The sequence below is a fragment of the Kribbella hippodromi genome, from assembly GCF_039531045.1.
Classification (GTDB): domain Bacteria; phylum Actinomycetota; class Actinomycetes; order Propionibacteriales; family Kribbellaceae; genus Kribbella; species Kribbella hippodromi.
Window position 1 is genome coordinate 77,573 of sequence record NZ_BAAAPH010000020.1, and the last position, 23,080, is coordinate 100,652.

The 23,080-nt window shown below is 69.0% G+C and carries 21 protein-coding genes; 18 read left to right on the forward strand and 3 right to left on the reverse strand.

Annotated features, from left to right (window positions below):
• Positions 1-21 precede the first annotated feature (21 nt).
• The 9 genes from ABD260_RS27595 to ABD260_RS27635 are packed head-to-tail and all read left to right on the forward strand — an operon-like array spanning position 22 to position 11,753.
• A complete protein-coding gene (locus ABD260_RS27595; protein WP_344237939.1) occupies positions 22-1,389 on the forward strand; it encodes an MFS transporter in 1,368 nt (455 codons plus the stop codon).
• Positions 1,386-3,485 carry a molybdopterin oxidoreductase family protein gene (locus ABD260_RS27600; RefSeq protein WP_344237941.1) on the forward strand — a complete coding sequence of 700 codons (2,100 nt, stop codon included), beginning with the start codon at positions 1,386-1,388 and terminating at the stop codon, positions 3,483-3,485. The genes ABD260_RS27595 and ABD260_RS27600 overlap by 4 nt, the downstream gene beginning before the upstream one ends.
• Complete coding sequence (gene nirB / locus ABD260_RS27605) at positions 3,482-7,360, forward strand: nitrite reductase large subunit NirB (RefSeq protein WP_344237943.1); 3,879 nt, start codon at positions 3,482-3,484, stop codon at positions 7,358-7,360. Before ABD260_RS27600 ends, nirB begins: the two co-directional genes overlap by 4 nt.
• Positions 7,357-7,755, forward strand: a complete 399-nt coding sequence (nirD, locus tag ABD260_RS27610) for a nitrite reductase small subunit NirD (RefSeq protein ID WP_344237945.1) — start codon at positions 7,357-7,359, stop codon at positions 7,753-7,755. The genes nirB and nirD overlap by 4 nt, the downstream gene beginning before the upstream one ends.
• Positions 7,752-8,879, forward strand: a complete 1,128-nt coding sequence (locus tag ABD260_RS27615) for a uroporphyrinogen-III synthase (RefSeq protein ID WP_344237947.1) — start codon at positions 7,752-7,754, stop codon at positions 8,877-8,879. The genes nirD and ABD260_RS27615 overlap by 4 nt, the downstream gene beginning before the upstream one ends.
• A complete protein-coding gene (locus ABD260_RS27620) occupies positions 8,876-9,667 on the forward strand; it encodes a sirohydrochlorin chelatase (RefSeq protein WP_344237949.1) in 792 nt (263 codons plus the stop codon). Before ABD260_RS27615 ends, ABD260_RS27620 begins: the two co-directional genes overlap by 4 nt.
• A 46-nt stretch (positions 9,668-9,713) precedes the next feature.
• Positions 9,714-9,944, forward strand: a complete 231-nt coding sequence (locus tag ABD260_RS27625) for a hypothetical protein (protein ID WP_344237951.1) — start codon at positions 9,714-9,716, stop codon at positions 9,942-9,944.
• 24 nt (positions 9,945-9,968) lie between these two features.
• The gene (locus ABD260_RS27630) at positions 9,969-10,406 is read left to right on the forward strand and encodes an SRPBCC family protein (RefSeq protein WP_344237953.1); all 438 of its coding nucleotides are present in this window, start codon (positions 9,969-9,971) and stop codon (positions 10,404-10,406) included.
• Positions 10,407-10,445: 39 nt separating this feature from the next.
• Positions 10,446-11,753 (forward strand): hypothetical protein, encoded by a 1,308-nt coding sequence (locus ABD260_RS27635; RefSeq protein ID WP_344237954.1) that lies wholly within the window; start codon positions 10,446-10,448, stop codon positions 11,751-11,753.
• A 104-nt stretch (positions 11,754-11,857) separates the two neighbouring features.
• On the opposite strand, the gene ABD260_RS27640 is transcribed toward ABD260_RS27635, so the two are convergent.
• Complete coding sequence (locus ABD260_RS27640; protein ID WP_344237956.1) at positions 11,858-12,280, reverse strand: MerR family transcriptional regulator; 423 nt, start codon at positions 12,278-12,280, stop codon at positions 11,858-11,860.
• A gap of 52 nt (positions 12,281-12,332) precedes the next feature.
• On the opposite strand from ABD260_RS27640, the gene ABD260_RS27645 reads away from it, so the two are divergent.
• The 3 genes from ABD260_RS27645 to ABD260_RS27655 all read left to right on the forward strand — a co-directional run bounded on the left by ABD260_RS27645 (position 12,333) and on the right by ABD260_RS27655 (position 15,795).
• Positions 12,333-13,496 carry an acyl-CoA dehydrogenase family protein gene (locus ABD260_RS27645; protein WP_344237958.1) on the forward strand — a complete coding sequence of 388 codons (1,164 nt, stop codon included), beginning with the start codon at positions 12,333-12,335 and terminating at the stop codon, positions 13,494-13,496.
• Between the two features lie 7 nt (positions 13,497-13,503).
• A complete protein-coding gene (locus ABD260_RS27650) occupies positions 13,504-15,033 on the forward strand; it encodes an acyl-CoA carboxylase subunit beta (protein ID WP_344237960.1) in 1,530 nt (509 codons plus the stop codon).
• A 66-nt stretch (positions 15,034-15,099) separates the two neighbouring features.
• Positions 15,100-15,795: a maleylpyruvate isomerase N-terminal domain-containing protein gene (locus ABD260_RS27655; protein WP_344237962.1), complete on the forward strand. Its 696-nt coding sequence runs from the start codon at positions 15,100-15,102 to the stop codon at positions 15,793-15,795.
• A gap of 105 nt (positions 15,796-15,900) precedes the next feature.
• Here ABD260_RS27655 and ABD260_RS27660 read toward each other — a convergent pair whose 3' ends face one another.
• Positions 15,901-16,974, reverse strand: a complete 1,074-nt coding sequence (locus ABD260_RS27660) for a CobW family GTP-binding protein (RefSeq protein ID WP_344237964.1) — start codon at positions 16,972-16,974, stop codon at positions 15,901-15,903.
• A 106-nt stretch (positions 16,975-17,080) separates the two neighbouring features.
• On the opposite strand from ABD260_RS27660, the gene ABD260_RS27665 reads away from it, so the two are divergent.
• The 6 genes from ABD260_RS27665 to ABD260_RS27690 are packed head-to-tail and all read left to right on the forward strand — an operon-like array spanning position 17,081 to position 22,520.
• A complete protein-coding gene (locus tag ABD260_RS27665; RefSeq protein ID WP_344237966.1) occupies positions 17,081-18,289 on the forward strand; it encodes a GNAT family N-acetyltransferase in 1,209 nt (402 codons plus the stop codon).
• Positions 18,290-18,306: 17 nt separating this feature from the next.
• A complete protein-coding gene (locus tag ABD260_RS27670; RefSeq protein WP_344237968.1) occupies positions 18,307-19,107 on the forward strand; it encodes a DUF4129 domain-containing protein in 801 nt (266 codons plus the stop codon).
• Positions 19,104-19,691, forward strand: a complete 588-nt coding sequence (locus tag ABD260_RS27675; protein WP_344237970.1) for a hypothetical protein — start codon at positions 19,104-19,106, stop codon at positions 19,689-19,691. Before ABD260_RS27670 ends, ABD260_RS27675 begins: the two co-directional genes overlap by 4 nt.
• A gap of 8 nt (positions 19,692-19,699) precedes the next feature.
• Positions 19,700-20,683 (forward strand): AAA family ATPase, encoded by a 984-nt coding sequence (locus tag ABD260_RS27680; RefSeq protein WP_344237972.1) that lies wholly within the window; start codon positions 19,700-19,702, stop codon positions 20,681-20,683.
• Entirely contained in the window at positions 20,680-21,981 is a 1,302-nt protein-coding gene (locus tag ABD260_RS27685; protein WP_344237974.1) for a DUF58 domain-containing protein, read from the forward strand. Before ABD260_RS27680 ends, ABD260_RS27685 begins: the two co-directional genes overlap by 4 nt.
• Positions 21,978-22,520 carry a hypothetical protein gene (locus ABD260_RS27690; protein WP_344237976.1) on the forward strand — a complete coding sequence of 181 codons (543 nt, stop codon included), beginning with the start codon at positions 21,978-21,980 and terminating at the stop codon, positions 22,518-22,520. Before ABD260_RS27685 ends, ABD260_RS27690 begins: the two co-directional genes overlap by 4 nt.
• Here the strand turns inward: ABD260_RS27690 and ABD260_RS27695 are convergent.
• Positions 22,517-23,062 (reverse strand): TetR/AcrR family transcriptional regulator, encoded by a 546-nt coding sequence (locus tag ABD260_RS27695; protein WP_344237978.1) that lies wholly within the window; start codon positions 23,060-23,062, stop codon positions 22,517-22,519. The genes ABD260_RS27690 and ABD260_RS27695 overlap by 4 nt on opposite strands.
• Between the last annotated feature and the right edge of the window lie 18 nt (positions 23,063-23,080).

Here is a 23,080-nt window from a genome sequence, read left to right on the forward strand (position 1 = left end):
TCGGATGATCGGAGAACTGCGATGACGCTCGAGGCAGGACAGGCTGCTGTCGCGCACCGCGATGGCAGCGGCGCGGTCGGTACGGTCGAGGCGCCGCGGCGCGGGCGCTGGATCGACGTCTGGGATCCCGAGGACAGCGGTTTCTGGGCCGGGAAGGGCCGGGCGGTCGCGCGGCGGAACCTGTGGCCGTCGATCTTCGCCGAGTTCCTCGGCTTCTCGGTCTGGCAGCTCTGGAGCATCGTCGTGGTCTCGATGCCGAGAGCCGGCTTCACCTACAGCACCGACCAGTTGTTCTGGCTGGTCGCGTTGCCCAGTCTGGTCGGCGCGACGCTCCGGCTGCCGTACACGTTCGCCGTCCCGCGCTTCGGCGGGCGGAACTGGACGGTCGTTTCCGCGTTGCTGCTGCTCGTACCGACCGTTGGTCTGTCGTACTTCATGACGCAACCCACCACCCCGTTCTGGCTGATGGCGCTGGTGGCGGCGACCGCTGGTGTCGGCGGCGGCAACTTCGCCAGCAGCATGACGAACATTTCGTTCTTCTACCCGGAGAAGGAGAAGGGCTTCGCGCTCGGCGTGAACGCGGCCGGCGGGAACCTCGGCGTCGCCGTCGTGCAGTTGCTGGTTCCGATCATCATCGTCGCCGGCGCCGGCCTCACCTTGAACCGGGCCGGCCTGATGTGGCTGCCGCTGATCGTGCTGGCCGCGGTCTGGGCCTGGAAGGCGATGGCGAACCTGTCGGTCGCGAACTCCTCGTTCCGGACCTCGATCGCGGCGGCGAAGCGGCCGCACACCTGGGTGATCTCGTTCCTGTACATCGGCACGTTCGGCTCGTTCATCGGCTTCGGCGCCGCGTTTCCGCTGCTGATCAAGACCACCTTCGCGGACATCACGCCCGCGCACTACGCGTTCCTCGGGGCGCTGGTCGGGTCGGTCGCGCGGCCGTTCGGCGGCAGGCTGGCCGACCGGGTCGGCGGCGCGTGGGTGACGGTGTGCTCCTTCGTCGTGATGGGTCTCGGCATCCTGTCCGCCGTGTTCGCGCTGAACGCGGAGAGCTTCCCGGCGTTCCTGGGTAGCTTCCTGGTCCTGTTCGTCGCCAGCGGCATCGCGAACGGGTCGACGTACCGGATGATCCCGGCCGTCTTCCGGCTCACCACGCCGGACGACTCGGGCCGGGCGCGGCGGGAGGCGGCAGCGTGCATCGGGATCGCGTCGGCGGTCGGCGCGTACGGAGGGTTCCTGGTGCCCCGTGGATTCGCGATGTCGACCAGCCACTTCGGTTCGCTGGTCCCGGCGTTGTACGTCTTCTGCGGCTTCTACGTGCTTTGCCTGCTGGTCACGTACTTCTGCTACCTGCGCAAGGGCGGCCCGCTCAGCCGGGAGCGCGTGTGACGCCAGTAGCCACGCACTGTCCGTACTGCGCGCTGCAGTGCGCCACTACGCTGCATCCGGTCAAGCTGGAGGTACGGCCGCGCGACTTCCCCACCAATCAAGGTGGACTGTGCCGCAAGGGCTGGACGGCTCCTGACGTACTGACAGCGCCGGACCGGCTCACCACCCCGCTGGTCCGCGACGCTGACGGCGTACTGGTGGAGACGACCTGGGACGCTGCACTGGACTTCGTTGCCGATCGGCTCCAGTCGCTGCACGCGGCGTACGGGCGTGATGCGGTCGCGGTGTTCGGTGGTGGTGGACTGACCAACGAGAAGGCGTATGCGCTCGGCAAGTTCGCGCGGGTGGCGTTGCGTACGGCGAATGTGGACTACAACGGACGGTTCTGCATGTCGTCGGCGGCTGCTGCGACGAACCGGGCGTTCGGGATCGACAGGGGCTTGCCGTTCCCGCTGGCGGACCTCGGCGGTGCCGGTGCGGTGCTGCTGGTGGGTAGCAACCTCGCCGACACGATGCCGCCGGCCGTGGCACATGTGCAGGGCGTACGAGACGCGGGCGGCCTGCTGGTCGTCGATCCACGTCGCTCCGCGACAGCTGCACTGACTGGCGCTCTCCACCTGCAAGCCACGCCGGGTACGGACCTGGCGCTGGTGCTTTCACTGACGCACGTGGTGCTGCAGGAGGGTCTAGCCGACAAGGCGTACCTGCAGGAGCGTACCGATGACCCGGACTCGCTCATCCGTTCCACAGCCGCCTGGTGGCCGGAGCGGGCCGAGCGAGTGACCGGTGTACCAGCAGCAACGATCCGCCAGGCTGCGCGGGTACTCGCGGCAGCCGCTCCGGTGCACGGTGGTGCTGGTGCGTTCATCCTGACTGGACGCGGTGCAGAGCAGCACAGCAAGGGCACGGACACGGTCACTGCCTGCATCAACCTCGCACTGGCGCTCGGCCTGCCGGGGCGGCTCGGTAGCGGCTACGGGTGCATAACCGGGCAGGGCAACGGACAGGGCGGTCGCGAGCACGGTCAGAAGGCCGATCAGCTCCCTGGTTACCGGAGCATCTCGGACCCGGCCGCACGTGCTTATGTAGCAGGGGTTTGGGGCGTACGGCCGGAGGACCTGCCTGGTCCGGGGAAGAGTGCGGTCGAGCTGATCAACTCCCTGGGCACGGACACCGGCCCGAAGGCGCTGCTCGTACACGGCAGCAATCTACTGGTGTCCGCGCCGCGCCTCGCCTCAGTACGGGAGCGCCTGGCTGCACTGGACCTGCTGGTAGTGGCCGATGTCGTACCGTCGGAGACCGCTCTGCTCGCGGATGTGGTCTTCCCGGTGACGCAGTGGGCCGAAGAGGACGGCACGATGACGTCCCTCGAAGGGCGGGTGCTGCGGCGGCGTACGGCAGTAGCAGCGCCCGGCCAAGTACGCAGCGATCTAGCGGTGTTCGCCGGACTGGCCGAGCGCCTTGGGGTGGAGGGGTTCTCCACGGACCCGCAGGAGGTGTTCGAGGAGCTGCGGCTGGCGAGTGCCGGCGGGCGAGCGGACTACTCAGGGATCACGTGGGAACGGCTGGACGCGGGTGAGGCGCTGTTCTGGCCGGTGCCACACGTAGAGCATCCAGGTACGCCGCGGCTGTTCGCGGACCGGTTCGCTACGCCGGACGGGCGCGCGCATGTGGTGCCGGTCGATCACCGGCCGGTGGCGGATGATCTCAACGCTGGTGCCCCGATGTACCTGGTGACCGGGCGGCTGCTGCAGCACTACCAGAGTGGGGCGCAGACGCGGCGGGTGCCTGAGCTGGCGGAGGCGGAGCCGGAGGTGTTCGCGGAGCTGCATCCGCGGGTGGCGGCGCAGTTGGGGATCGGTGACGGTCGTCCGGTGCGGTTGCGTACGGCGCGTGGCTCGATGGTGCTGCCTGCGCGGGTGACTGCTGACGTACGCCCGGACACGATCTTTGTGCCGTTCCATTTCGGGGGCGTTGGTGCGGTCAACGAGCTGACCAACGACGTACTGGACCCGGTGTCGGGGATGCCGGAGTTCAAGGCCTGTGCGGTGCAGGTCAGTGCGGCGAGCCTGCCGGTGGCGGAGGTGTCCGCATGAGGGTGGTGATCGTCGGCGGAGGCATGGCCGGTCGGCGGCTGGCTTCGTTGCTGCCCGCGGACGACGTGACTGTGCTTGGCGACGAGCCGTCATACAACCGCAGCCGACTGACCGAGTACATCGCGGGCCGCAGCTCTTTGGCGCTGGGGGATGAGCCAGTCGTGACCGCGGTTGCAGTGGACCGGGTTCGACGGGTCGTGACCGACTCTGACGGCTCTGAGCATCTGTACGACCACCTGGTCTTTGCGACCGGTGCTGAGCCAGTAGCACCAGTCGCGGGGGAGGGAGTCTGCGTACTGCGGTCCGCAGCGGATGCCCAGGCGATCGTGACTGCCGCCAAGCAGGTGCGGCGGGTGGTGGTGCTCGGCGGAGGTGTACTAGGCGTCGAGACCGCCTGTGCGCTGCGCGAGCGTGGTGTCGCGGTGACGCTGGTACACGACGGTGAAACCTTGCTGGACAAGACGATCCGGGCCTCCGCCGGCCGCCGAGTCACCCGGGCGGTCCGGCAGCTCGGCGTGGAAGTACTACTCAATTCTGAGCTGAAGGACTACCGCTTCCAGGCGCTGACGCTGCGGAACGGGCAACAGGTGTACGGGGACCTCCTGGTCGTCGCATGTGGTGTACGAGCGCGGACTGCTCTTGCGGGCGGCCTGACTGTCCAAGACGGCATCGTGGTGGACGAGACACTCACCAGCCCGGATGACCCGCGAGTCCACGCAATAGGTGACTGCGCTGAAGTCAACAGCCGCCTGACCGGGACAGTCGCTGCGGCCTGGGCGCACGCCGAAGCCCTCGCCACCACTCTGACCACCCAGCAGCCCACGCCGGCGTCCGTAGTTGAGGTGGTGCGGGTTACCGCGGGTGGACTGGACGTGTTGGTACTAGGCCCGCAGGACGAGGCCGGGGAAGTAGTCCGGCTAGAGGATGACCAGCGGTACGTACGGGCCGTGCTGCGCGACGGTGTAGTGCGGTCGGCGGTCGTAGTAGGTGCACCGGACGTAGCGGCTGAGCTGGTGTTGCTGGCTGACCGGGGGACCCCGGTTGTCGCGGACGGTCTGCTGGCTGCGCCGGTCGTACCGAAGAAGCGAGTGGCGACCGTGTGCAGGTGCAACGGCGTTACCAGGGCCGCGATCGAGACGGCCTGGCGTGGGGGTGCCGACAGCGTCGACGGCATCGCCGCCACCACACGGGCGACGACCGGGTGCGGCAGTTGCACCGGCGCCGTCGGTGAACTGCTCGACCGCCTCCGGCGCGGCGAGACCGAACCAGTCCCGAGCAGCAGGAGGGCGACGATGGCAGAGCTCCGCAGGGCCAGGCACGTGGTGGTGGTCGGCGGCGGCATGGTCGCGCACCGACTGGTCGAAGCCCTTCGCCAGCGCGACACCGGCACCAGCCACCGGATCACCGTGTTCGCCGAGGAACCGCGGCTGCCGTACGACCGGGTCGCACTGACCAGCTACTTCTCCGGTCGCGACCCGCAGGACCTGTCCCTCGGCGACCCCGACCTGTGGAACGACCCAGCAGTCAACCTCCGCAAGGGCGTCCAGGTCACCGCGATCGACACCACCGCCAAGACAGTCACCACAGCGCGCGGCGAGCAGGTCGCGTACGACGAACTGGTCCTCGCCACCGGCTCGTCCGCCTTCATCCCACCGGTGAAGAACAACGACGCCCAAGGCTGTTTCGTCTACCGGACCATTGACGATGTCGCAGCCCTCCGCGTGTACGTGGAGCGCCTCAAGTCCGAAGGCAAGCAGGTCAACGGTGTCGTGGTCGGCGGTGGACTGCTCGGTCTGGAGGCTGCCGGTGCGCTCCGGGCGCTCGGTGCCGCGACGAAGGTCGTCGAGTTCGCGCCACGGTTGATGCCGTTGCAGGTCGACGAAGGCGGCGGCTCCGCGCTGGCCCGGCTGATCGAAGGGCTCGACGTCGACGTACTCACCGCGACTCAGTGCCAACGGGTCAAACTCACGTCCCAGGGCGCGGCACGGGCGATGGCTGTTGCCGACGGCCCCGATCTGCCGGCCGATGTGGTCGTGTTCGCGACCGGCGTTCGCCCGCGCGACGACCTCGGCCGCGCCGCCGGTCTGCAACTCGGCGAACGCGGCGGCGTCGTGGTGGACGAGGCCTGCCGGACCTCGGTCCCCGGTGTCTGGGCGATCGGCGAAGTCGCTTGTATCGAAGGGCGTGTGTGGGGCCTGATCGCGCCCGGGTACACGATGGCCGAGATCGTCGCGGACCGGCTGCTCGGCGGCGAGGCGACCTTCCCGGGCGCGGACACGTCGACCAAGTTGAAGCTGCTCGGCGTGGATGTGGCGAGTTTCGGCGACGCGTTCGGTGCGACCGAGGGCGCGTTGGACATCGTGTACGCGGACCCGGTCGCCGGTGTTTACAAAAAGCTCGTGCTGTCCGACGACGCCCGTACGCTGCTTGGTGGAATCCTGGTCGGCGACGCGTCGGCGTACTCCGGGTTGCGGCCGATGGTCGGCCGGGAACTGGGCGCGGACCCGGCCGCTTTTCTGCTGCCGGAAGGCGCCGCGCCGGTGCAACTCGAGCTGCCTGACGATGCGCCGGTGTGCTCGTGCAACAACGTGTCCGCGGGGACGATCCGGTGCGCGGTCCGCGACGAAGGATGTGCGGACGTCAAGTCGGTGTGCGGGCGGACGAAGGCCGGGTCTTCGTGTGGTTCCTGCCTGCCGATCGTGAAGAACCTCGTGAACGCCGAGCTCACCAAGGCCGGTGTCGAGGTCAGCAAGGCGTTGTGCGAACACTTCACGCTGTCCCGGGCCGAGCTGTTCGACGTCGTCCGCGTCACCGGGCTGCGCACGTTCAGCGAGATCGTCGAGCGGCACGGCAGCGGGCGCGGCTGTGACATCTGCAAGCCGGTGGTCGGGTCGATCCTGGCCAGTCTGGACCCGGCCGGGCACGTCCTCGAAGGGGAGCGTGCGGCGCTGCAGGACACCAACGACCACGTGATGGCGAACCTGCAGAAGGACGGGACGTACTCCGTCGTACCGCGGATTCCCGGTGGTGAGATCACCCCGGACGGACTGATCACGATCGGCGAAGTGGCGCGCGACTTCGGGCTGTACACGAAGATCACCGGCGGGCAGCGGGTCGACCTGTTCGGCGCGCGGATCGAGCAGCTGCCGGCGATCTGGAAGCGCCTGGTCGATGCCGGATTCGAGTCGGGACACGCGTACGGCAAGGCGTTGCGGACGGTGAAGTCCTGCGTCGGATCGACCTGGTGCCGGTACGGCGTGCAGGACTCGGTCGGGATGGCGATCGCACTGGAGCTGCGGTACCGCGGGCTGCGCTCGCCGCACAAGCTGAAGCTCGGCGTGTCCGGCTGCGCGCGCGAGTGTGCCGAGGCGCGCGGCAAGGACGTGGGCGTGATCGCTACGGAGAAGGGCTGGAACTTGTACGTGGGCGGGAACGGCGGGATGACACCGCGGCACGCCGAGCTGCTCGCGTCCGATCTGACCGACGAGGAACTGTTCCGGGCCGTGGACCGATTCCTGATGTACTACATCCGCACCGGAGACCGGTTGCAGCGTACGTCGGTGTGGATTCGCGAACTCGAGGGCGGACTGGACCATGTCCGCGACGTCGTACTGAACGACAGCCTCGGCATCGCGGCCGATCTCGATGCGGCGATGGCCTTGCATGTCGACTCGTACGTGGACGAATGGCAGGCGACGCTGAACGATCCGGCGAAGCTGGCGCGGTTCGTGTCGTTCGTGAACGCGCCGGACCAGCCGGACGCCGACCTGCGGTACGTGGTCGAGCGCAACCAGCCGCGCCCGGCCTCGGCCACCGAACGCGACCAGCTCGAGCCGGTCCTGCTGGCCGGTCCCCGATTGGAGGTTCGCCGATGAGTGTCATCGCGGTTGGTTCGACCACGGTCTGCGCGTACGATGTGCTGCTCCCGGAGCGCGGTGCCGCCGCGTTGCTCGGGGACGTACAGATCGCCTTGTTTCGTACGCACGCGGGGGAGGTGTTTGCTATCGGCAACCAAGATCCGTTCAGCGGGGCGAATGTGATGTCGCGCGGGATCGTCGGCAGCCGGGGCGAGGTCCCGACGGTGGCGTCGCCGATGTTCAAGCAGGTCTTCGATCTGCGCACCGGGGTGTGCCTGGACGATCCCGAGGTGGTGCTGCCGGTGTACCCGGTGGAAGTGATCGAAGGGCAGGTGGTCGTAGCCGCCCTGTCTGACGGATTGGCGCGGGCTGACGGTTCGGCGCGGGCTGACGGTTTGGCGCGGACGCGGTGACGATCAGGTCGGGGCCGCTCAGTGGCTGCACGATCGCGGTCACGGCGCATCGGCGGGCGGAGGATCTGATCGCCTCGTTCGAGCGGCGTGGCGCGAAGGTGGTGCACGCGCCGACGTTGCAGATCGTGCCGGTCGCGGACGACCACGCGCTGATCGAGTCGACCCGGCGGGTGATCGCGAACCCGCCGGACGATGTCGTGGTCACCACCGCGGTCGGGTTTCGCGGCTGGATCGAGGCGGCCGACACGGCCGGGCTGGCGGCGGAGCTGCTCGGCACGCTCGAACAGTCGCGCATCCTTGCCCGCGGCCCGAAAGCACGCGGCGCGATCCGGGCGGCCGGGCTGGTCGAGCACTGGTCGGCGCGGTCCGAGACGACGGCCGAGGTGGTGGATTGGCTGTGCGCGCAGGGCATTCACGGGCGGAAGATCGTCGTGCAGTTGCATGGGTTGTCGGATCCGTCGCTGCAGGACGAGCTGCGGGCGGCGGGAGCGTCCGTACGCGGGTTGGAGGTGTACCGGTGGGGGCCCGCGCCGGACCCGGTGGCGGTCGAGCGGATGATCAGTCAGGTTTGCGCGGGGACGGTCGATGCTGTCGTACACACCTCGGCGCCCGGTGCGCAGGCGATGCTCGACGCGGCGGCGTTGGGCGGGCAGTACGACGCGTTGGTGTCGGCGTTGCGTACTGGGCGGGTGCTGAACGCGTGTGTGGGTCCTGTGACGGCAGGGCCCTTTGTGGCGTTGGGGTTGGAGCCGCTGGTTCCGGATCGGTACCGGTTGGGGGCGTTGATCCGGATCGTCACTGATCGGTTGACGGCTGACAATGCGCGGTCGATCGAGACCGAGTTCGGGTTGCTGGTGATCCGGGGCGGGGCGGCGGTGCTGGATGGTGCGGTGCTGCCGCTGGGGCCTGGGCCACGTGCCGTACTCGCTGCACTGGTCGCGGCTGGGGGTGACGTGGTGTCCCGGCCTGAGCTGCTGGCTGTTCTCCCTGGTGCGGAGGACGTGCATGCGGTCGAAGTGACCGTCAACCGGCTCCGGACAGCGGTAGGGCGGCCTGACCTGATCCGGACAGTGGTCCGCCGCGGGTACCGCCTGTCCGTTGAAACAGCCGGAGTACCCACATGATCTCCGCTGCCGGCCGCACGGCCGTGCAGCCGGTTGATCTGGTGGCGGTTGCGCATGGGACTGCTGATCCGGGTGGCATCCGGGTTGTGCATGAGCTGGTGCGGTTGATGGCGCGGGCGCGGCCGGAGGTTGCGGTTTCGCTGGGGTTCGTGGATCTGCTGACGCCGGCGCTGCCGTCACTCGTACGCCGCATCACTGCCGACACCGACGAAGCGGTTGCGGTGCCGCTGTTGCTGAGCGCGGGCTATCACGTGTACGTCGACATCGCGGCCGAGGCCAACCGGTACCCCAACCAGCTTCACACCGCCCCGGCGCTCGGCCCCGACCCAGCCCTCGCGGATATCCTCACAGACCGCCTCGCCGCCTGCTTCCCCGATCACTACCCCGCCGCTGCCGAGCTGCCTGTTGATCAGGTGGTGCTTGCCGCAGCTGGTTCCTCGGATCCGCGCGCCTTGCGCGATTGCGAGGAAACCGCCGGGCTGTTGAGCGCCCGTATCGCGCGGCCGGTCACCGTCGGCTACCTCTCCGGCGCCGGCGAACGCCTCCAATCCGTCCTCGCCCGCACCAAATCTCGCCTGGCCGTCGCCACCTACCTGCTCGCGCCCGGCTTCTTCGCCGACCGCACCCGCCGCCTCGCCGGTCCGCACCCCGTCTCCGCCCCGCTCGGCGCCGACCCCCGCCTGGCCGCGCTCGCCCTCCACCGCTACGACCAAGCCCTCGCCAACCGCCAACTGCCCCAAGCACCTGGCCGGTTGGAGAACCTCAGCAGGTTCGAGTACGCACAGTGAGCGTGGACGCTTGCGTACCCCGCCCACCGGGGCGCATCGTGGAGAGGTGAATGGGAAGAAATGGGCCGACCTGAGCCCCAGGTACCGGCGGCTGATCGTGATCGGCGCAGCCGCCGAGGGCGTACTCAAGGTGGCCGCCCTGGTGGATCTCGCCCGCCGGCCCGCTGCCGAGGTCAAGGGCCCGAAGGCTCTCTGGGCGGTCGTCATCACCCTGGTGAACTCGGTCGGCGCCGCGCCGATCGCCTACTGGATGTACGGGCGCCGCAAGCGCACGTAGCCGATTCTTCGATAGGGGCGCATCATGCCCGAGGCTGTGCACACGATCCGGATCCACCGTCCACCGGCAGCGGTGTTCGCGTACTTCGCGGACGGTGAGAACGACCCGCAGTGGCGTACCGGGGTCAAGGAAATCATCCGCAACGGCCCGATCGGTCCAGGCATGACGTACCGGCAGCGCATCGCCGGTCCCGGCGGCCGCGCGATCCCGTCCGACTACAAGGTCACCGCGTACGAACCGGACAGCCACCTGGCCTTCGAGGTCACCGCCGGCCCCGTCCGCCCCATCGGCGACTACCGCTTCGAGCCCGTCCCCGACGGCACCGAAGTAACCCTGAAACTCACCGCCGACCTCACCGGCCTGAAAAAACTCCTGATGACCAAGCCGGTCCAGCACTCCATGGACACCGAAGTCTCAGCCCTCGACCGAGCCAAACAAATCCTCGAACAAACCACCCAGTAGCAGGTTGTGTGACAGCCCGGCGCGCGGTTTGATGCGACGGTGCTGGAGTTGTGGGGAGCGGTGCTGGACCGGTCGCTCGAGTCGATCGCGGCAGCCTCGGCGGATGCGCGCGCGTTCGACCGGACCCTGATCGTGCGGGTCTCGGATGTCTGGGACAACAACACCTTCCCGTTCGTCCACGCTGCTGTCGCGCGGGGCTCGCGACAGGCTGTGCTGGCGGAGGCAGGCTTCCGCTGGATGGCGGACTTCGGGACGGAGCGCCGGGACTGGGTGCTGGAACAAGCAGCAGCCTGCGGTCGGTCGCTCAGCCTGCCACCGGTGTCGCGGACCGAAGGCGGCCGGCGCGGGTACGACGGAAAGGTGCACGCACCGCAAGAGCCGTTGACGCCCGAGGTTGCAGTTGCGCTCGCGACTGATTACGACCTGGCGTCGACCCGGGTGCGGCACTTGGTGGTGGAGCGCTCCGCCGATGGGCTTCGTGCCGCACTGCTGCTGGCCGCCGACCGACGGTTCGAGATCGATCAGGACGACGCCGGGCCGGCCGAGCTCGACCTGCGCTTCGACGGCGTCGAGGAACTCCGGTTCGACTCCAGCAACTCCCTCGGAACAACCATCGCCGACCAGCTGACGATCGGCCCAACCGGCGTACTGCGCGCCACCCACGCCACATCCTGGATCCACGACAGCTGGTGGCACCACTCAACCGCCGGCCACGCCGCCGACGCCGCCACCCCACCCAATCCGACGGTACGCCGCGCCGCCACCCTGCCCGGTCCGGCGGCACGCCGCGCTGGTCGGGCGGGTGGTCGGTTGGCCGACGCCGGACTGCTCGCGGCCATCGTCCTGCACCGCGCCATGCTCGACGTGCGGGCGGTCCGGTACCCGTCCCTCGCGGATGAGATGCCGGTGCACAAGATCGCGCGGGCGTTCGCTGGTTCGGGGGCCGCGATGATTGCAGCCGGTGGTCTCCGGGTGCGGCGGCAGGCAGCGTTCCGCCGGCTGATCGAGCACTGGATCGCGGCCGGCGGTGACGAGCTCGCACCGTACCTCCGCGAGACGATGACCGAGTTCGCCGCGGACGAGCACCTCCGGCGCGGGGTCCGCGACCTGGCTCGGGCGTTGTGCCCCGAGCCGGTTCCCGAGGCGAAGGCGGTCCAAGGTTCTCCGGAGGGCGGTGAGGTCGTGCTGGTCGAGTACCGGGCGGCGACCGAGCACCATCGAGCCGAGCTCGTGGTGCAACAGGCCGTAGCGGTCGCCGGCACCTGGGTGCTCCGCGGAACGACGGTCGAGAGCCCGGGCAACGTCGCGGTGGAGGTGCGGGGCGGCCGGCTGACCGTCGCCATTTGAGGGGTGGACCTCCGATCGCGTCCGTTCACCATCCGCAGGCGGGGGGTGAACGGGCAAGGGCAGACGTTCACCCCTGAAATGACGGTGGGCGGGTTGCGGAGGGTTCACCCGTCGGCTGGTGATTTGTGGGTGGTGATTTGCGTGCGGAGGGCCTGGAGGTCGGTGCGGCAGCGGGTTTCCACTTCGGAGAGTTCGGCGAGGGTTTGGTCGATGTCCTGGCGGCGTTGTTCGAGTTCGGCGCGGCGGTGGGTGATCTGGTCGAGGAGGTAGACGAGCTGGCCTTCCTCGCCGGGCTCGGCGTCGTACATGTCGACGATCTTGGCGATCTGGTCGAGGGAGAAACCGAGGCGTTTGCCGCGCAGGATCAGCGCCAGGCGGATGCGGTCGCGGGGGTGGTACACGCGGACCGTGCCGCGGCGTTCGGGGGTGAGCAGGCCGCGGTCCTCGTAGAAGCGAATGGTGCGCAGCGTCACCTCGTACTCGGCCGCCAGTTCGGCGATCGACCAGGTCCGCGCAGCCTTGTGCATGCTGCCAGCGTGCTTTACGTTTACGTAAGCGTCAAGCACGAAGGAGTGCGGCATGTTCGAGTTGTCCGAGGAGCATCGGGAGTTCCGGCACAGTGTCCGGGAGTTCGCCGAGGCGGAGATCGCGCCGCACGCGGCGGAGTGGGACCGCAAGCACTACTTCCCGGTCGAGGTCGTGCAGAAGATGGGTGGGCTCGGCCTGTTCGGGCTGACCGCGCCGGAGGAGTACGGCGGCGCCGGCGGTGACTTCACCAGTCTGTGCGTGGCGATCGAGGAGATCTCGCGCGCCGACCAGTCGATGGGGATCACGCTCGAGGCGGCGGTCGGGCTCGGCATCAACCCGATCCTGACCTACGGCACCGCCGAGCAGAAGGCCACCTGGCTGCCCGACCTGGTCGCGGGCCGGCGGCTGGCCGGGTTCGGGCTGACCGAGCCGGAGTCCGGATCGGATGCCGGCGCGACCAAGACCCGCGCGGTGCTGGACGGCGACGAGTGGGTGATCGACGGGTCGAAGCAGTTCATCACCAACTCCGGCTCCGCGATGACGTCGTGTGTGACAGTGACCGCGAGGACCGGCACGAAGCCGGACGGCAAGGCGGAGATCTCGACGATCATCGTCCCGGCCGGCACGCCCGGTTTCACGGCGGAAGCGGCGTACGACAAGCTCGGCTGGCACGCGAGTGACACGCACCCGCTGTCCTTCGTGGGCTGCCGCGTACCCGAGGCGAACCTGCTCGGTCAGCGCGGGAAGGGCTTCGGGCAGTTCCTCGCCACGCTCGACGACGGGCGGGTCGCGATCGCGGCAGTCGCGCTCGGCTGCATCCGCGCCTGCCTGGAGATGTCCATCCAGTACGCGGGCGAGCGGCAGACTTTCGGCGGGCCGATCGGCCGTAAGCAGGGTGTCGCGTTCCAGATCGCCGACCTGAAGGTGATGGCCGACGCGAGCGAGATGCTGATCTACCGGGCCGCCGCGATGAAGGACGCCGTCGCGTCGGTGGCCGACTTCAAGCAGGCCGCGTCGGTGGCGAAGCTGTACGCGACCGAGTCCGCGGTGACCGCGACCCGGATCGCCACCCAGGTGTTCGGTGGCTACGGGTTCATGGAGGAGTACCCGGTGACCCGCTTCTATCGCGACGCCAAGATCCTGGAGATCGGCGAGGGTACGTCGGAAGTACAGCGGATGCTGATTGCCCGGGGTCTCGGCCTCCCAGTGGAATGATGACCACATGACCCACGACCACTGGACCGAGGTCAAGGTTGCTCGCGAGGCGACGCTGGCTCCGTCGGAGAAGGCGGCGGCCAAGCTCGACAGCCAGCACAAGCTGTACGTACGGGACCGGATCGCGCTCCTCGTCGACGAAGGCAGTTTCGTCGAGGAGGCGCAGCTGGCGAACGCGCTGAACCCCGGCCTGCCCGCGGACGGCGTGGTCACCGGTCGCGCGCTGATCGACGGCCGGCCGGGCCTGATCGTCGCGAACGACCCGACCGTGAAGGCGGGCTCGTGGGGCGCCCGGACGGTGGAGAAGATCGTCCGGATCACCGAGGTCGCGCTCCGCGATGAACTGCCGATCTTCTGGCTGATCGACTCCGCCGGCGCCCGGATCACCGACCAGGTCGAGCTGTTCCCGGGCCGTCGCGGCGCGGGCCGGATCTTCCACAACCAGGTCGCGCTGTCCGGCAAGGTGCCGCAGATCTGCTGCCTGTTCGGTCCGTCGGCGGCGGGTGGCGCGTACATCCCGGCGTTCTGCGACATCGTCATCATGGTCGACGGGAACGCGTCCATGTACCTGGGTTCGCCGCGGATGGCGGAGATGGTCGTCGGCGAGAAGGTCACGCTGGAGGAGATGGGCGGCGCCCGGATGCACACCAGTGTGTCCGGCTGCGGTGATCTGCTCGCGAGCGACGACACCGAGGCGATCGAGCTCGCCCGGCAGTACTTCTCGTACCTGCCCGGTTCGTGGCGGTCGCGGCCACCGTCGTACGACGCGTCGGAACCCGGTCGCGACTTCACCCGCGAGCTGGTGCCGGCCGAGGAGAGCGTCGGGTTCGACATCCACGACGTGATCGATGCCGTACTGGACGCGGACACGTTCTTCGAGATCAAACCGGCGTACGCGCCGGAGCTCGTGGTCGGTTTCGGACTACTCGCCGGGCAGGTGGTCGGGATCGTCGCGAACCAGCCGGCCGTGAAGGGCGGGGTGCTGTTCGTCGACTCGGCGGACAAGGCAGCGCGGTTCATCTGGTTGTGCGACGCGTTCAACGTACCGCTGATCTATCTGTGCGACGTCCCCGGTTTCATGATCGGCAGCGAGGTCGAGCGGGCCGGGATCATCCGGCACGGCGCGAAGATGATCACCGCGGTGTCCGAGGCGACCGTGCCGACGGTGTCGGTGATCGTCCGCAAGGCGTACGGCGCCGGCCTGTACGCGATGTGCGGCCCCGGTTTCTCGCCCGACGCGTGCATCGCGCTGCCGACCGCGAAGATCGCCGTGATGGGCCCGGAGGCCGCGATCAACGCCGTGTACTACAACAAGATCCAGGAGATCGCGGACGAGACCGAACGGGTCGAGTACGTGTCCAAGCTGCGCGAGGAGTACGAGACCGACATCGACATCCTCCGGCTGGCCGCCGACCTGGTCATCGACGCGATCGTCGAGCCGGAGAATCTCCGCGCCGACCTGATCGCCCGCCTCGCCGCCGCCCAGTCCAAGGACCGCACCTTCAGCCACAAGCGCCACGGCGTACCCCCGGTGTAGTCCCGGGGTTGGTGCCTCGTGCGCGACCGGACTACCTTCGGGGAGAGCACACCGAGGAGGCCGGGGATGAAGGCACCCGAGCGCGGCGCGTTGCCGCGGGGGCTGGCGGGGACGCTGGGGCGGGTCTACGGGCGGTTGACGCAGACGGTGCAGGGGCTGAGTGACGCGGATTTCGGGCGGGAGACGCGGTGTCCGGGGATGCCGGTCGGGCCGCTGCTAGTGCATCTCCTGTACGACGCCGAGCGGGCGCTGGTCGCCTTTGCCAGCCCGGCCGTGGCCGAGCCGGATCGGGACTTCGTCACGTACTGGCGCGACTTCCCGCCCGGGCCGGAGACGGACACCAGCTTCGTCAAGAACATCGCCGCCGCGTACCGCAGGCCTGGTGTGCTCGTGCAGCACTGGCGCGAGGTGTCCGAGGCGGCGGTCCGGGCCGCGGCGGTGGGTACGTCCGCGAACGGGCACCGGATCGAGACCCAAGGGCATGTACTGTACGCGGCCGACTTCGTCGCGACTTTGGTGCTTGAGGCAACTGTTCATCACCTCGACCTGATCGTCGGACTACCCGGCGCACCCGAGCCGGACCCACAAGGCCTGCAGGTCACGGCGCGCACGCTGGACGGACTGTTCGGTCCGGAGGCGTGGGACGTGATCGGCTGGGACACCACCACCTACGTACTGAAGGCGACCGGCCGCCTCCCGCTGGACGAGGACGACCTGGACATGCTCGGCCCGCACGCGAGCAGGCTCCCGCTCCTCGGCTGATATCGGCAGCTCGACAGGAGGTGTCCGCATCCTGCGCCGGATGAGGTGCGTCGCTGAGCCTGGCGGCGGATGGTTGCGCCGGACACCTCCTGTCGAGCTGCCGGTCTAGAAGACTCCGGCGAACGGGTCGTCCAGGTTGTTCCAGTCGAGGGTGGCCAGCTCGGACTCTGTCAGCAGGCACGCGTCGAGGACCGCTTGCAGACGGGCCGGGTCCAGTCCCATGCCGGTCGCGACGACAGTGCACTCGGCAAGGTGGTCGGAGTCGGACCACTCGCCGAGCGTACCCAGGGAAGCGCTGTAGCCGGCCGACTCCCAGCGCACCCGCTGCGTCGGCCGGTTCGCCAGCCACACGACACCGCGGCTGCGAACCACTCCGTCGACGATGTCCTCCAGCGCATCGTTCAACCGCGCCGGATGCAACGGCCTGGTCGACCGCCACAGCACCGTGGTCACACCGTCGTCACTCGGCTGCACCCGGTCGGACGACGCAAACTCACCGGCCCATGCCTCAGCCGCGTCGAAGTCAAACCGTCCAGTGCGGGCGACAGGTCCAGCTGGTACGCCGGCCGCATCCGCGGGCACCACGCTGGTCCGTGGATTCAGGTGTACTAGCAGGTGCTCCAGCCGCTCCAGCTTTGCGCTGCGATGCGCATTGGCAAGTACGCACACGTCCGCGTACTCGACCTGGCGAGCAGTCAGCTCCGCAACGTTCCGCCGATCCGGGAGTCCTAGCGCCAGACCACGCTCGGCCAGCAGCTCATCACCGGACAGCTGCTCAACCACTAGTACCGCATCCACCACGCACGTAACCGTGTCTACGACGACCTCAGGCAGTACGGAGACCAGCGTGCTGACGAGTGGACGCGCCTCCATCGCAGGTGGTGCGGCGAGCACGATGTGGTCCCAGTGCCCGCGATCGACCAGTGTCTCCAGCAACGGCAGCAGGGACTCGATTAGCTGGCATGCACCGCAGTTGTCGCCGACTGTGAACTCACCGGCGTCGATCGGGCCGGAGCTGTCGGACACGCGCCAGCCCAGTACGCCCCGGCCTGGCAGCTCGTCCTGGTCAACGGCCACAACCACGGTGGTGGCGTCGGTCATCGCTGCCAGTACTGGCTCGCGCAACGTCGTGGACAGCCCCACCAGCAAGGACAACGGGGTTTTCGCTCGGGCGGTCATGACAGCAGTATATGAAAACGGTTTTCATCAGTCCAGTCCTCGAGCTGCCCTTGGTCCAGCCAAAAGGGGGAGGTGCCGGAGGTGGATCGTCTGATAGGCAGTGCCTATGACGATCGAGATCGAGCGGTTCAAGGGTGAGTGGGAAGAGCTGGTCGAGCTGCTGGACCTGGCGTTCGCGGCGCCGTGGAAGGACGAGCAGTACGAGGCGGCCCGGGGCATCCAGGAGTTCGACCGGAGCACGGTCGCGGTGGACGACGGCCAGATCGTCGGCCACACCGGTTCGTTCTCGCTCCGGCTGTCGGTGCCGGGTGGCCAGTTGCCGATGGGCGGCGTGTCCATGGTCTCGGTCCGGCCGACGCATCGCCGGCGCGGCATCCTGCGCGACCTGATGCGTACGCAGCTGAACGACCTGCACGAGGCGGGCGAACCGCTGGCCGGGCTGACTGCCAGCGAGCCGGTCATCTACCCCCGGTTCGGGTACGGGCTCGCGACGGATCATCAGGCGATCGTCGTACCGAAGGCGTCGCGGGAGCTGAAGCCGGTGGCCGGCATCGACGACGTACGCATCCGCTACGTGGACGCCCGTGAGTACCTGGCCCGCTGCGGCGCACTGCGGAACAAGCTGGCGCTGGAGCGGCCGGGGATGTTCCAGCACAACGAGCACTGGCAGGAGGCCGCGATCGGCACCTCCATGTCCACCAGCGCTGGGAGCGCGTCGAAGCTTCGCTGCGTCGTGGCCGAGCGGGACGGTGAGCTGACCGGCTTCGCGTACTACCGGACGCAGCGCGCGGACAAGGCGTTCGTCGACGTGGAGCGGGTGCACGCGGCCGATCTCGCCTCACATGCTGCGCTCTGGCGCTACCTGCTCGAGCCGGACCTGCTCAGTGAGACGCGGTGCGGCTCGCTCCCGTCGGACGACCCACTGCTGGACCTGCTGCTCGACCCGCGGGCGCCGTCGCCGATCACCCGGGACGGTCTGTGGCTCCGGGCGGTCGACGTCGCCGCGACACTCGCCGGGCGTACGTACGCGCGAGACGTGGACGTCGTCATCGAGGTGATCGACGACTTCCTGCCGTGGAACGCGGGCCGCTGGCACCTCACGGGTGGACCGGACGGTGCCGCTTGCACGCAGGCCTCGCGGGACGCCGACCTCACGCTGCACGTCCGCGACTTGGGCGCCGCGTACCTCGGCCGGCCGTCGCTGGCAGGGCTCGGCCGGGCGGGTCTGGTCGAGGAGCACACGGCGGGTGCGCTGGCGGTTACGTCGGAAGCGTTTTCCACAATCCGGCTTCCATTCCTCGACACGGGCTTTTGACGGGGTAGCCTGCCGAGATGCAGACGCAGCGTCGGGGTGCGCTGACGGTCGCCGCCGTCCTGCTGGTGGGGATCGTGGCGGCCGGCTTCGTCGTGCTCGCGTCCGCCAGCGGTCCGGTCCGGCCGGTCAGCGAGAGCACGCTGAAGGCCAGTCCGGAACCGCTTCCGACGTTCACGCCGACCGAGTCGGCGCAGACGCCCCCGCCGGCGCGGTCCGCGCGCCCGATCAAGCAGACCGAGATGCCGGGCTGGCTGAAGTCGTTGTGGCAGGCGCTGATCTACCTGGCGATCGCGGCCGTCGCGGTGCTGCTCGGTCTCGTGCTCTACCGGATCATCCGGAGGGTGCAGCTTCCGCAGGCGGAGCCCGAGGGAACGGACTGGGAGCGGGTGAAGGCCGAGCGGCTGGCCGAGGCGGTGGACAGCGGGCTGGCGCGGATCGACAGCGGTACGGCGACCGATGCGGTGATCGCGTGCTGGGTAGCGCTTGAGGGCGCTGCCGCATCGGCCGGCGTACCGCGGGAAGCCTCCGAGACGCCGGCCGAGTTCACGGTGCGGGTGCTCGGGGTCGGCGGGATCTCGGAGCCGCAGCTGATCCGGTTGGGGGCGTTGTACCGCGAGGCGCGCTACTCGACGCACGGCTCCAGTGAACAAGCCCGCACCGAAGCCAGGGCCGCCCTGGAACGCCTCCGGGACGAGCTGGCGGCTAGCGCCGAACGGGCGGCGGCTGGCGCCGAGCGGGCGGCGCAGGACGGACCGGGCGGACAGGACGGACCGGGCGGATCGGGCGGGCAGGAGTCCGGGGCGGGGGCGGTGCGATGACTTCGTACCGGTGGACTCCGTTGGAGGAGAAAGGGCCGCCGCCGGAGGTCAAGAAGAAGCGCTCGCTGCTGCCGCACAAGCTGCTGTTGCAGCACGTCGGCATCGCCGTACTGGTCAGCCTCGCCCTTGTCGTGATCTTCGCACTGGCCGGGATGGCGCCGCGCCCACTGTGGTTCATAGCGGCCGCACTGGCCATCGGCATCGTGTCACTGGCGATCCGGCTCGTACTGCCTGAGGTACTGGAGACGAGCTGGCCCGGGCGGCACGACGAGAAGCTGGCGGCGCTGCGGACCCGTACCAACGACAACCGCACCCAGTTCCTTGCCACCTGGGTGCAGGAGGCCGGCCGGGAGCGACGGTCCGGTGAAGGGTCGCTGACCTTCGTCCGCCGCGTCCGGCCGCTGCTACTGGAGTTGACCACTGACCGGCTGGTGCACCGCCACGGCGTCGACCCGGAGCTCGAACCGGACCGGGCGCGGGCGATCACCGGCGACCAGCTCTGGCAGCTGATCACCAGCGACGACAAACGCACCGCGTCCCTCGGCGACATCGAGGCCGCGATCCACACCATCGAGAATCTGTGAGGGAACCTGTGACTGATGGCGAGCTGACGCTGGCTGAGGTGTCGGAGCTGAGCCGGCGGGTGCTGGAGCGCGTCAGCCAGGCAGTAGTCGGGAAGGCGGAGGCGCTGGAGCTCGTACTGGCTGGGGTGCTGGCCGGCGGGCATGTGCTGCTCGAGGACTACCCGGGTCTGGCGAAGACGCTGGCCGCACGGTCGTTCGCGCAGGCGCTGGGGCTGGAGTTCCGGCGCGTGCAGTTCACTCCGGACCTGCTGCCGTCGGATGTGACCGGTGCCTTCGTGTACGACCAGAAGGAGTCGGAGTTCGTCTTCCGGCCCGGACCGATCTTCACCGGGCTGCTGCTGGCGGATGAGATCAACCGGACGCCACCGAAGACCCAGGCCGCGCTGCTGGAGTCGATGCAGGAGCATCAGGTGACAGTGGAGGGCCAGACGTTCCCACTGCCGGTTCCGTTCCACGTGCTCGCTACAGCGAACCCAGTGGAGTACGAGGGGACGTACCCGCTGCCGGAGGCTCAGCTCGACCGGTTCATGCTGCGGATCGGCTTTGGGTACCCGACGCCTGCGGAGGAGTGGGAGGTGCTGCGGCGCCGGATGAGCCGTCGCAGCGAGGACCAGACAGTAGAGGCGGTGACTGACGCCGCGGGCCTGCTAGCTGCACAACGTGCTGTTGAGACGGTGACAGTCGACGACACAGTCGGTCAGTACTGCGTGGATCTCGCCGCCGCTACTCGTCGGGACTCGCAGGTACTAGTCGGTGCGTCGCCGCGTGGTTCGCTGGCCTTGCTGTTGACGGCGCGGGCGTACGCAGTGATCAACGGTCGCGATTACGTCGTACCGGAGGATGTAAAAGCGGTAGCGGTTGCCGCGCTGGCGCACCGGATCACCGTACGGCCGGAGCTGTGGCTGCATGAGGTCACAGGGGCGACGGTCGTTCGCACTGTGCTCGGTACGGTCGCCGCGCCGCCCACTGTGGTTGGTGCGGCGCAAGCATGAAGTGGCGTCCGACGCACGCGCAGATCCGCGCCATCTGCGTGGCCGCGGTGCTGCTGGGCGTCGCCGTCCTGCTGCGGCGGCCGGACGCGGCGGTCTTCGGGTTGCCGTTGGCGTTCTTGGCGGCGTGGGGGCGGTTCTTCCGGCCGCGCGAGCAGCCGGAGGTGCAGACCGAGCTCGACGCGGACGTGCTGTTCGAAGGGCAGGCGACGACGTACCGGCTGTCCGTGCCGTCCGGTGCCGACCCGGACATCGACCTGATCGTGGCCGCGTTGCCGCGGACGGCGTGGTTCCAGTACGACCCACCGCAGGCGGCGATCGCGGAGCCGGTCGCCGCGGGCGAGGTGACGCTGGAGGTCGGCGTACGGTCGCAGCGCTGGGGGATGCGGTCGTTGGAGCGACCCACGGTTGTGGCGACGTCGTCGATCGGGGCGTACCGGATTCCGGTGCTGTCCGCGAAGGTGCAGACCGTGACGACGCTGCCGTTGCGGGAAGGTTTCGAAGCGGTCGATGCCGTACCGCGGCCGGCCGGTCTGGTCGGCCTGCACCGGTCGCGGCGTCCGGGCGAGGGCACCGAGCTGGCCGGCGTCCGCCCGTTCCGTACTGGCGACCGGCTGCGGCGGATCAACTGGGCGGTCTCGGCGCGGACCCGCGAACTGCACGTCACCTCGACCTGGTCGGACCGCGACACCGAGGTCGTCATCATGGTCGACACCGGCGGCGAAATCGGCATCAGCGAAGGGATCGACGGGCGATCGAGCAGTCTGGACACGGCGGTCCGCGCGGCCGCGGCGATCGCCGAGCACTACCTGCGCAACGGCGACCGCGTTCGGCTGATCGACACGGGCAGTGTGTTCCGGGGCGTACGCTCCGGCAGCGGGCGCGGGCACTTGCGGCGGATCCTGGACACGCTCGTACACGCCGATCGGCGCAGCCGCCAGCAGGATGAAGAGCAGCTCGCGCGGCGAAACCGGGTCCGCTCCGACAGCCTGGTGCTCGTACTCAGTCCACTGCTGCGACCGTCGATGCTCGGCTACATCGTCACGCTCGTACACTCCGGCTGCACCGTGATCGCGGTCGACACCTTGCCGCCGGACATCACCACGGTGCTGGACCCGGAAGCCCACGACGCCCGCTCGTGGCCGCTGGCCTGGCGGCTGCGCTTGCTGGAACGCCGTCGCGACCTGGACCGCCTCAGCGACCTAGGCGTCCCCGCGGTCCCTTGGCAAGGCTCCGGCACCCTGGACGAGGTCCTCCGCGACGCCGCCCGCCTGTCCGCCGCTCCCAGGATCCGCTCATGACAGCCTCAGAAAAAGTAACCCTCTGGCTGGCCCAGCTACGTTCCTCCGGCCGCGCCGTCCTCTTGGCGCGCCTACTGATCGCTGCGGCCGGCACTGTCGCGCTGGTAGTACCCACAATCCAGCCCTGGGACCAGCTGGACCTAGTACCCATCCTCGGCGTCCCGCTGCTGCTCACCACGGTCGTCCTGCCCGATTCCCTGGCCGGCCTGATGTTCCTGCTGGTAGTAACCCTCGGCTGGCTGACCCGAGCCCCCGCGGACCTCACCGCCGGCCTGGTCATCACCGCAGTAGCTCTGGTGATCCTGCACCTGGCCACCGCCTTCACCGCCCAACTCCCGTCCTACGCCCGCCTGACCCCCAAGGCCCTAACCCGCTGGCGCGTCCCCACCACCATCGCCGTCCTACTGGCCCCAGCCATCGCCCTAGCAGCCACCCTCATCCACAACGCCAACATCCCCGGCTCCCTGGCCATAACCGTCACAGCCATCGCCCTAACCACCACCACCATCTGGCTAACCGCCGGCCAAAAACTCAACTAGTCGATGCCGAAGGTTTGGATTAGTTCTTGGGCCCATTGGATGGGGATGGGGTTGGGGCCTATTACCTGCATGGCGGACATGCAGGTGAGGAGCATGCCGGCGGAGAGGAAGTCTCGGGTTTGTTCGGGGGTGGCGCCGGTGAGGTCGCGGACCAGGGTGTAGATGCTGCCGAAGCGTTGCCGGACGCAGTCGCCGATGACGGGGTCGCCGCTGGCGGAGAAGCTGTGCAGGAGGACCAGGAGCAGCTCGGGCTCGGCCAGTAGGCGGTCGTAGTTGCGGCCGAGGGTCGCCAGGTCGGGGCGTTCCGCGGCTGCCTCGCGAAAGATCTGTTCGATCCGCGCGCAGACCGTCTCGACGGCGGCGAGGAAGAGCTGTTGCTTGGTGCCGAACAGCCGGATCACGTACGGCTGCGACACCCCCGCCAGCCGGGCGATCTCGTCGGTCTTGGTGCCCTCGTAGCCGGACGCGGAGAAGGCGCGTACGGCCGCCCGCAGCACCTCGTCGCCACGCTCTTTGGCGGTCAGTCTGACCTTGCTCGCCATCCGTTCTCCCTCCGTTGC

What these genes read in the sequence shown, in the direction of transcription:
- ABD260_RS27595 (WP_344237939.1), top strand. Translation starts at nt 22, where the DNA reads ATGACGCTCGAGGCAGGACAGGCTGCTGTCGCGCACCGCGATGGCAGC.
- nirB (WP_344237943.1), top strand. Translation starts at nt 3,482, where the DNA reads ATGAGGGTGGTGATCGTCGGCGGAGGCATGGCCGGTCGGCGGCTGGCT.
- nirD (WP_344237945.1), top strand. Translation starts at nt 7,357, where the DNA reads ATGAGTGTCATCGCGGTTGGTTCGACCACGGTCTGCGCGTACGATGTG.
- ABD260_RS27620 (WP_344237949.1), top strand. Translation starts at nt 8,876, where the DNA reads ATGATCTCCGCTGCCGGCCGCACGGCCGTGCAGCCGGTTGATCTGGTG.
- ABD260_RS27630 (WP_344237953.1), top strand. Translation starts at nt 9,969, where the DNA reads ATGCCCGAGGCTGTGCACACGATCCGGATCCACCGTCCACCGGCAGCG.
- ABD260_RS27640 (WP_344237956.1), bottom strand. Translation starts at nt 12,280, where the DNA reads ATGCACAAGGCTGCGCGGACCTGGTCGATCGCCGAACTGGCGGCCGAG.
- ABD260_RS27645 (WP_344237958.1), top strand. Translation starts at nt 12,333, where the DNA reads ATGTTCGAGTTGTCCGAGGAGCATCGGGAGTTCCGGCACAGTGTCCGG.
- ABD260_RS27650 (WP_344237960.1), top strand. Translation starts at nt 13,504, where the DNA reads ATGACCCACGACCACTGGACCGAGGTCAAGGTTGCTCGCGAGGCGACG.
- ABD260_RS27655 (WP_344237962.1), top strand. Translation starts at nt 15,100, where the DNA reads ATGAAGGCACCCGAGCGCGGCGCGTTGCCGCGGGGGCTGGCGGGGACG.
- ABD260_RS27660 (WP_344237964.1), bottom strand. Translation starts at nt 16,974, where the DNA reads ATGACCGCCCGAGCGAAAACCCCGTTGTCCTTGCTGGTGGGGCTGTCC.
- ABD260_RS27665 (WP_344237966.1), top strand. Translation starts at nt 17,081, where the DNA reads ATGACGATCGAGATCGAGCGGTTCAAGGGTGAGTGGGAAGAGCTGGTC.
- ABD260_RS27670 (WP_344237968.1), top strand. Translation starts at nt 18,307, where the DNA reads ATGCAGACGCAGCGTCGGGGTGCGCTGACGGTCGCCGCCGTCCTGCTG.
- ABD260_RS27675 (WP_344237970.1), top strand. Translation starts at nt 19,104, where the DNA reads ATGACTTCGTACCGGTGGACTCCGTTGGAGGAGAAAGGGCCGCCGCCG.
- ABD260_RS27685 (WP_344237974.1), top strand. Translation starts at nt 20,680, where the DNA reads ATGAAGTGGCGTCCGACGCACGCGCAGATCCGCGCCATCTGCGTGGCC.
- ABD260_RS27690 (WP_344237976.1), top strand. Translation starts at nt 21,978, where the DNA reads ATGACAGCCTCAGAAAAAGTAACCCTCTGGCTGGCCCAGCTACGTTCC.
- ABD260_RS27695 (WP_344237978.1), bottom strand. Translation starts at nt 23,062, where the DNA reads ATGGCGAGCAAGGTCAGACTGACCGCCAAAGAGCGTGGCGACGAGGTG.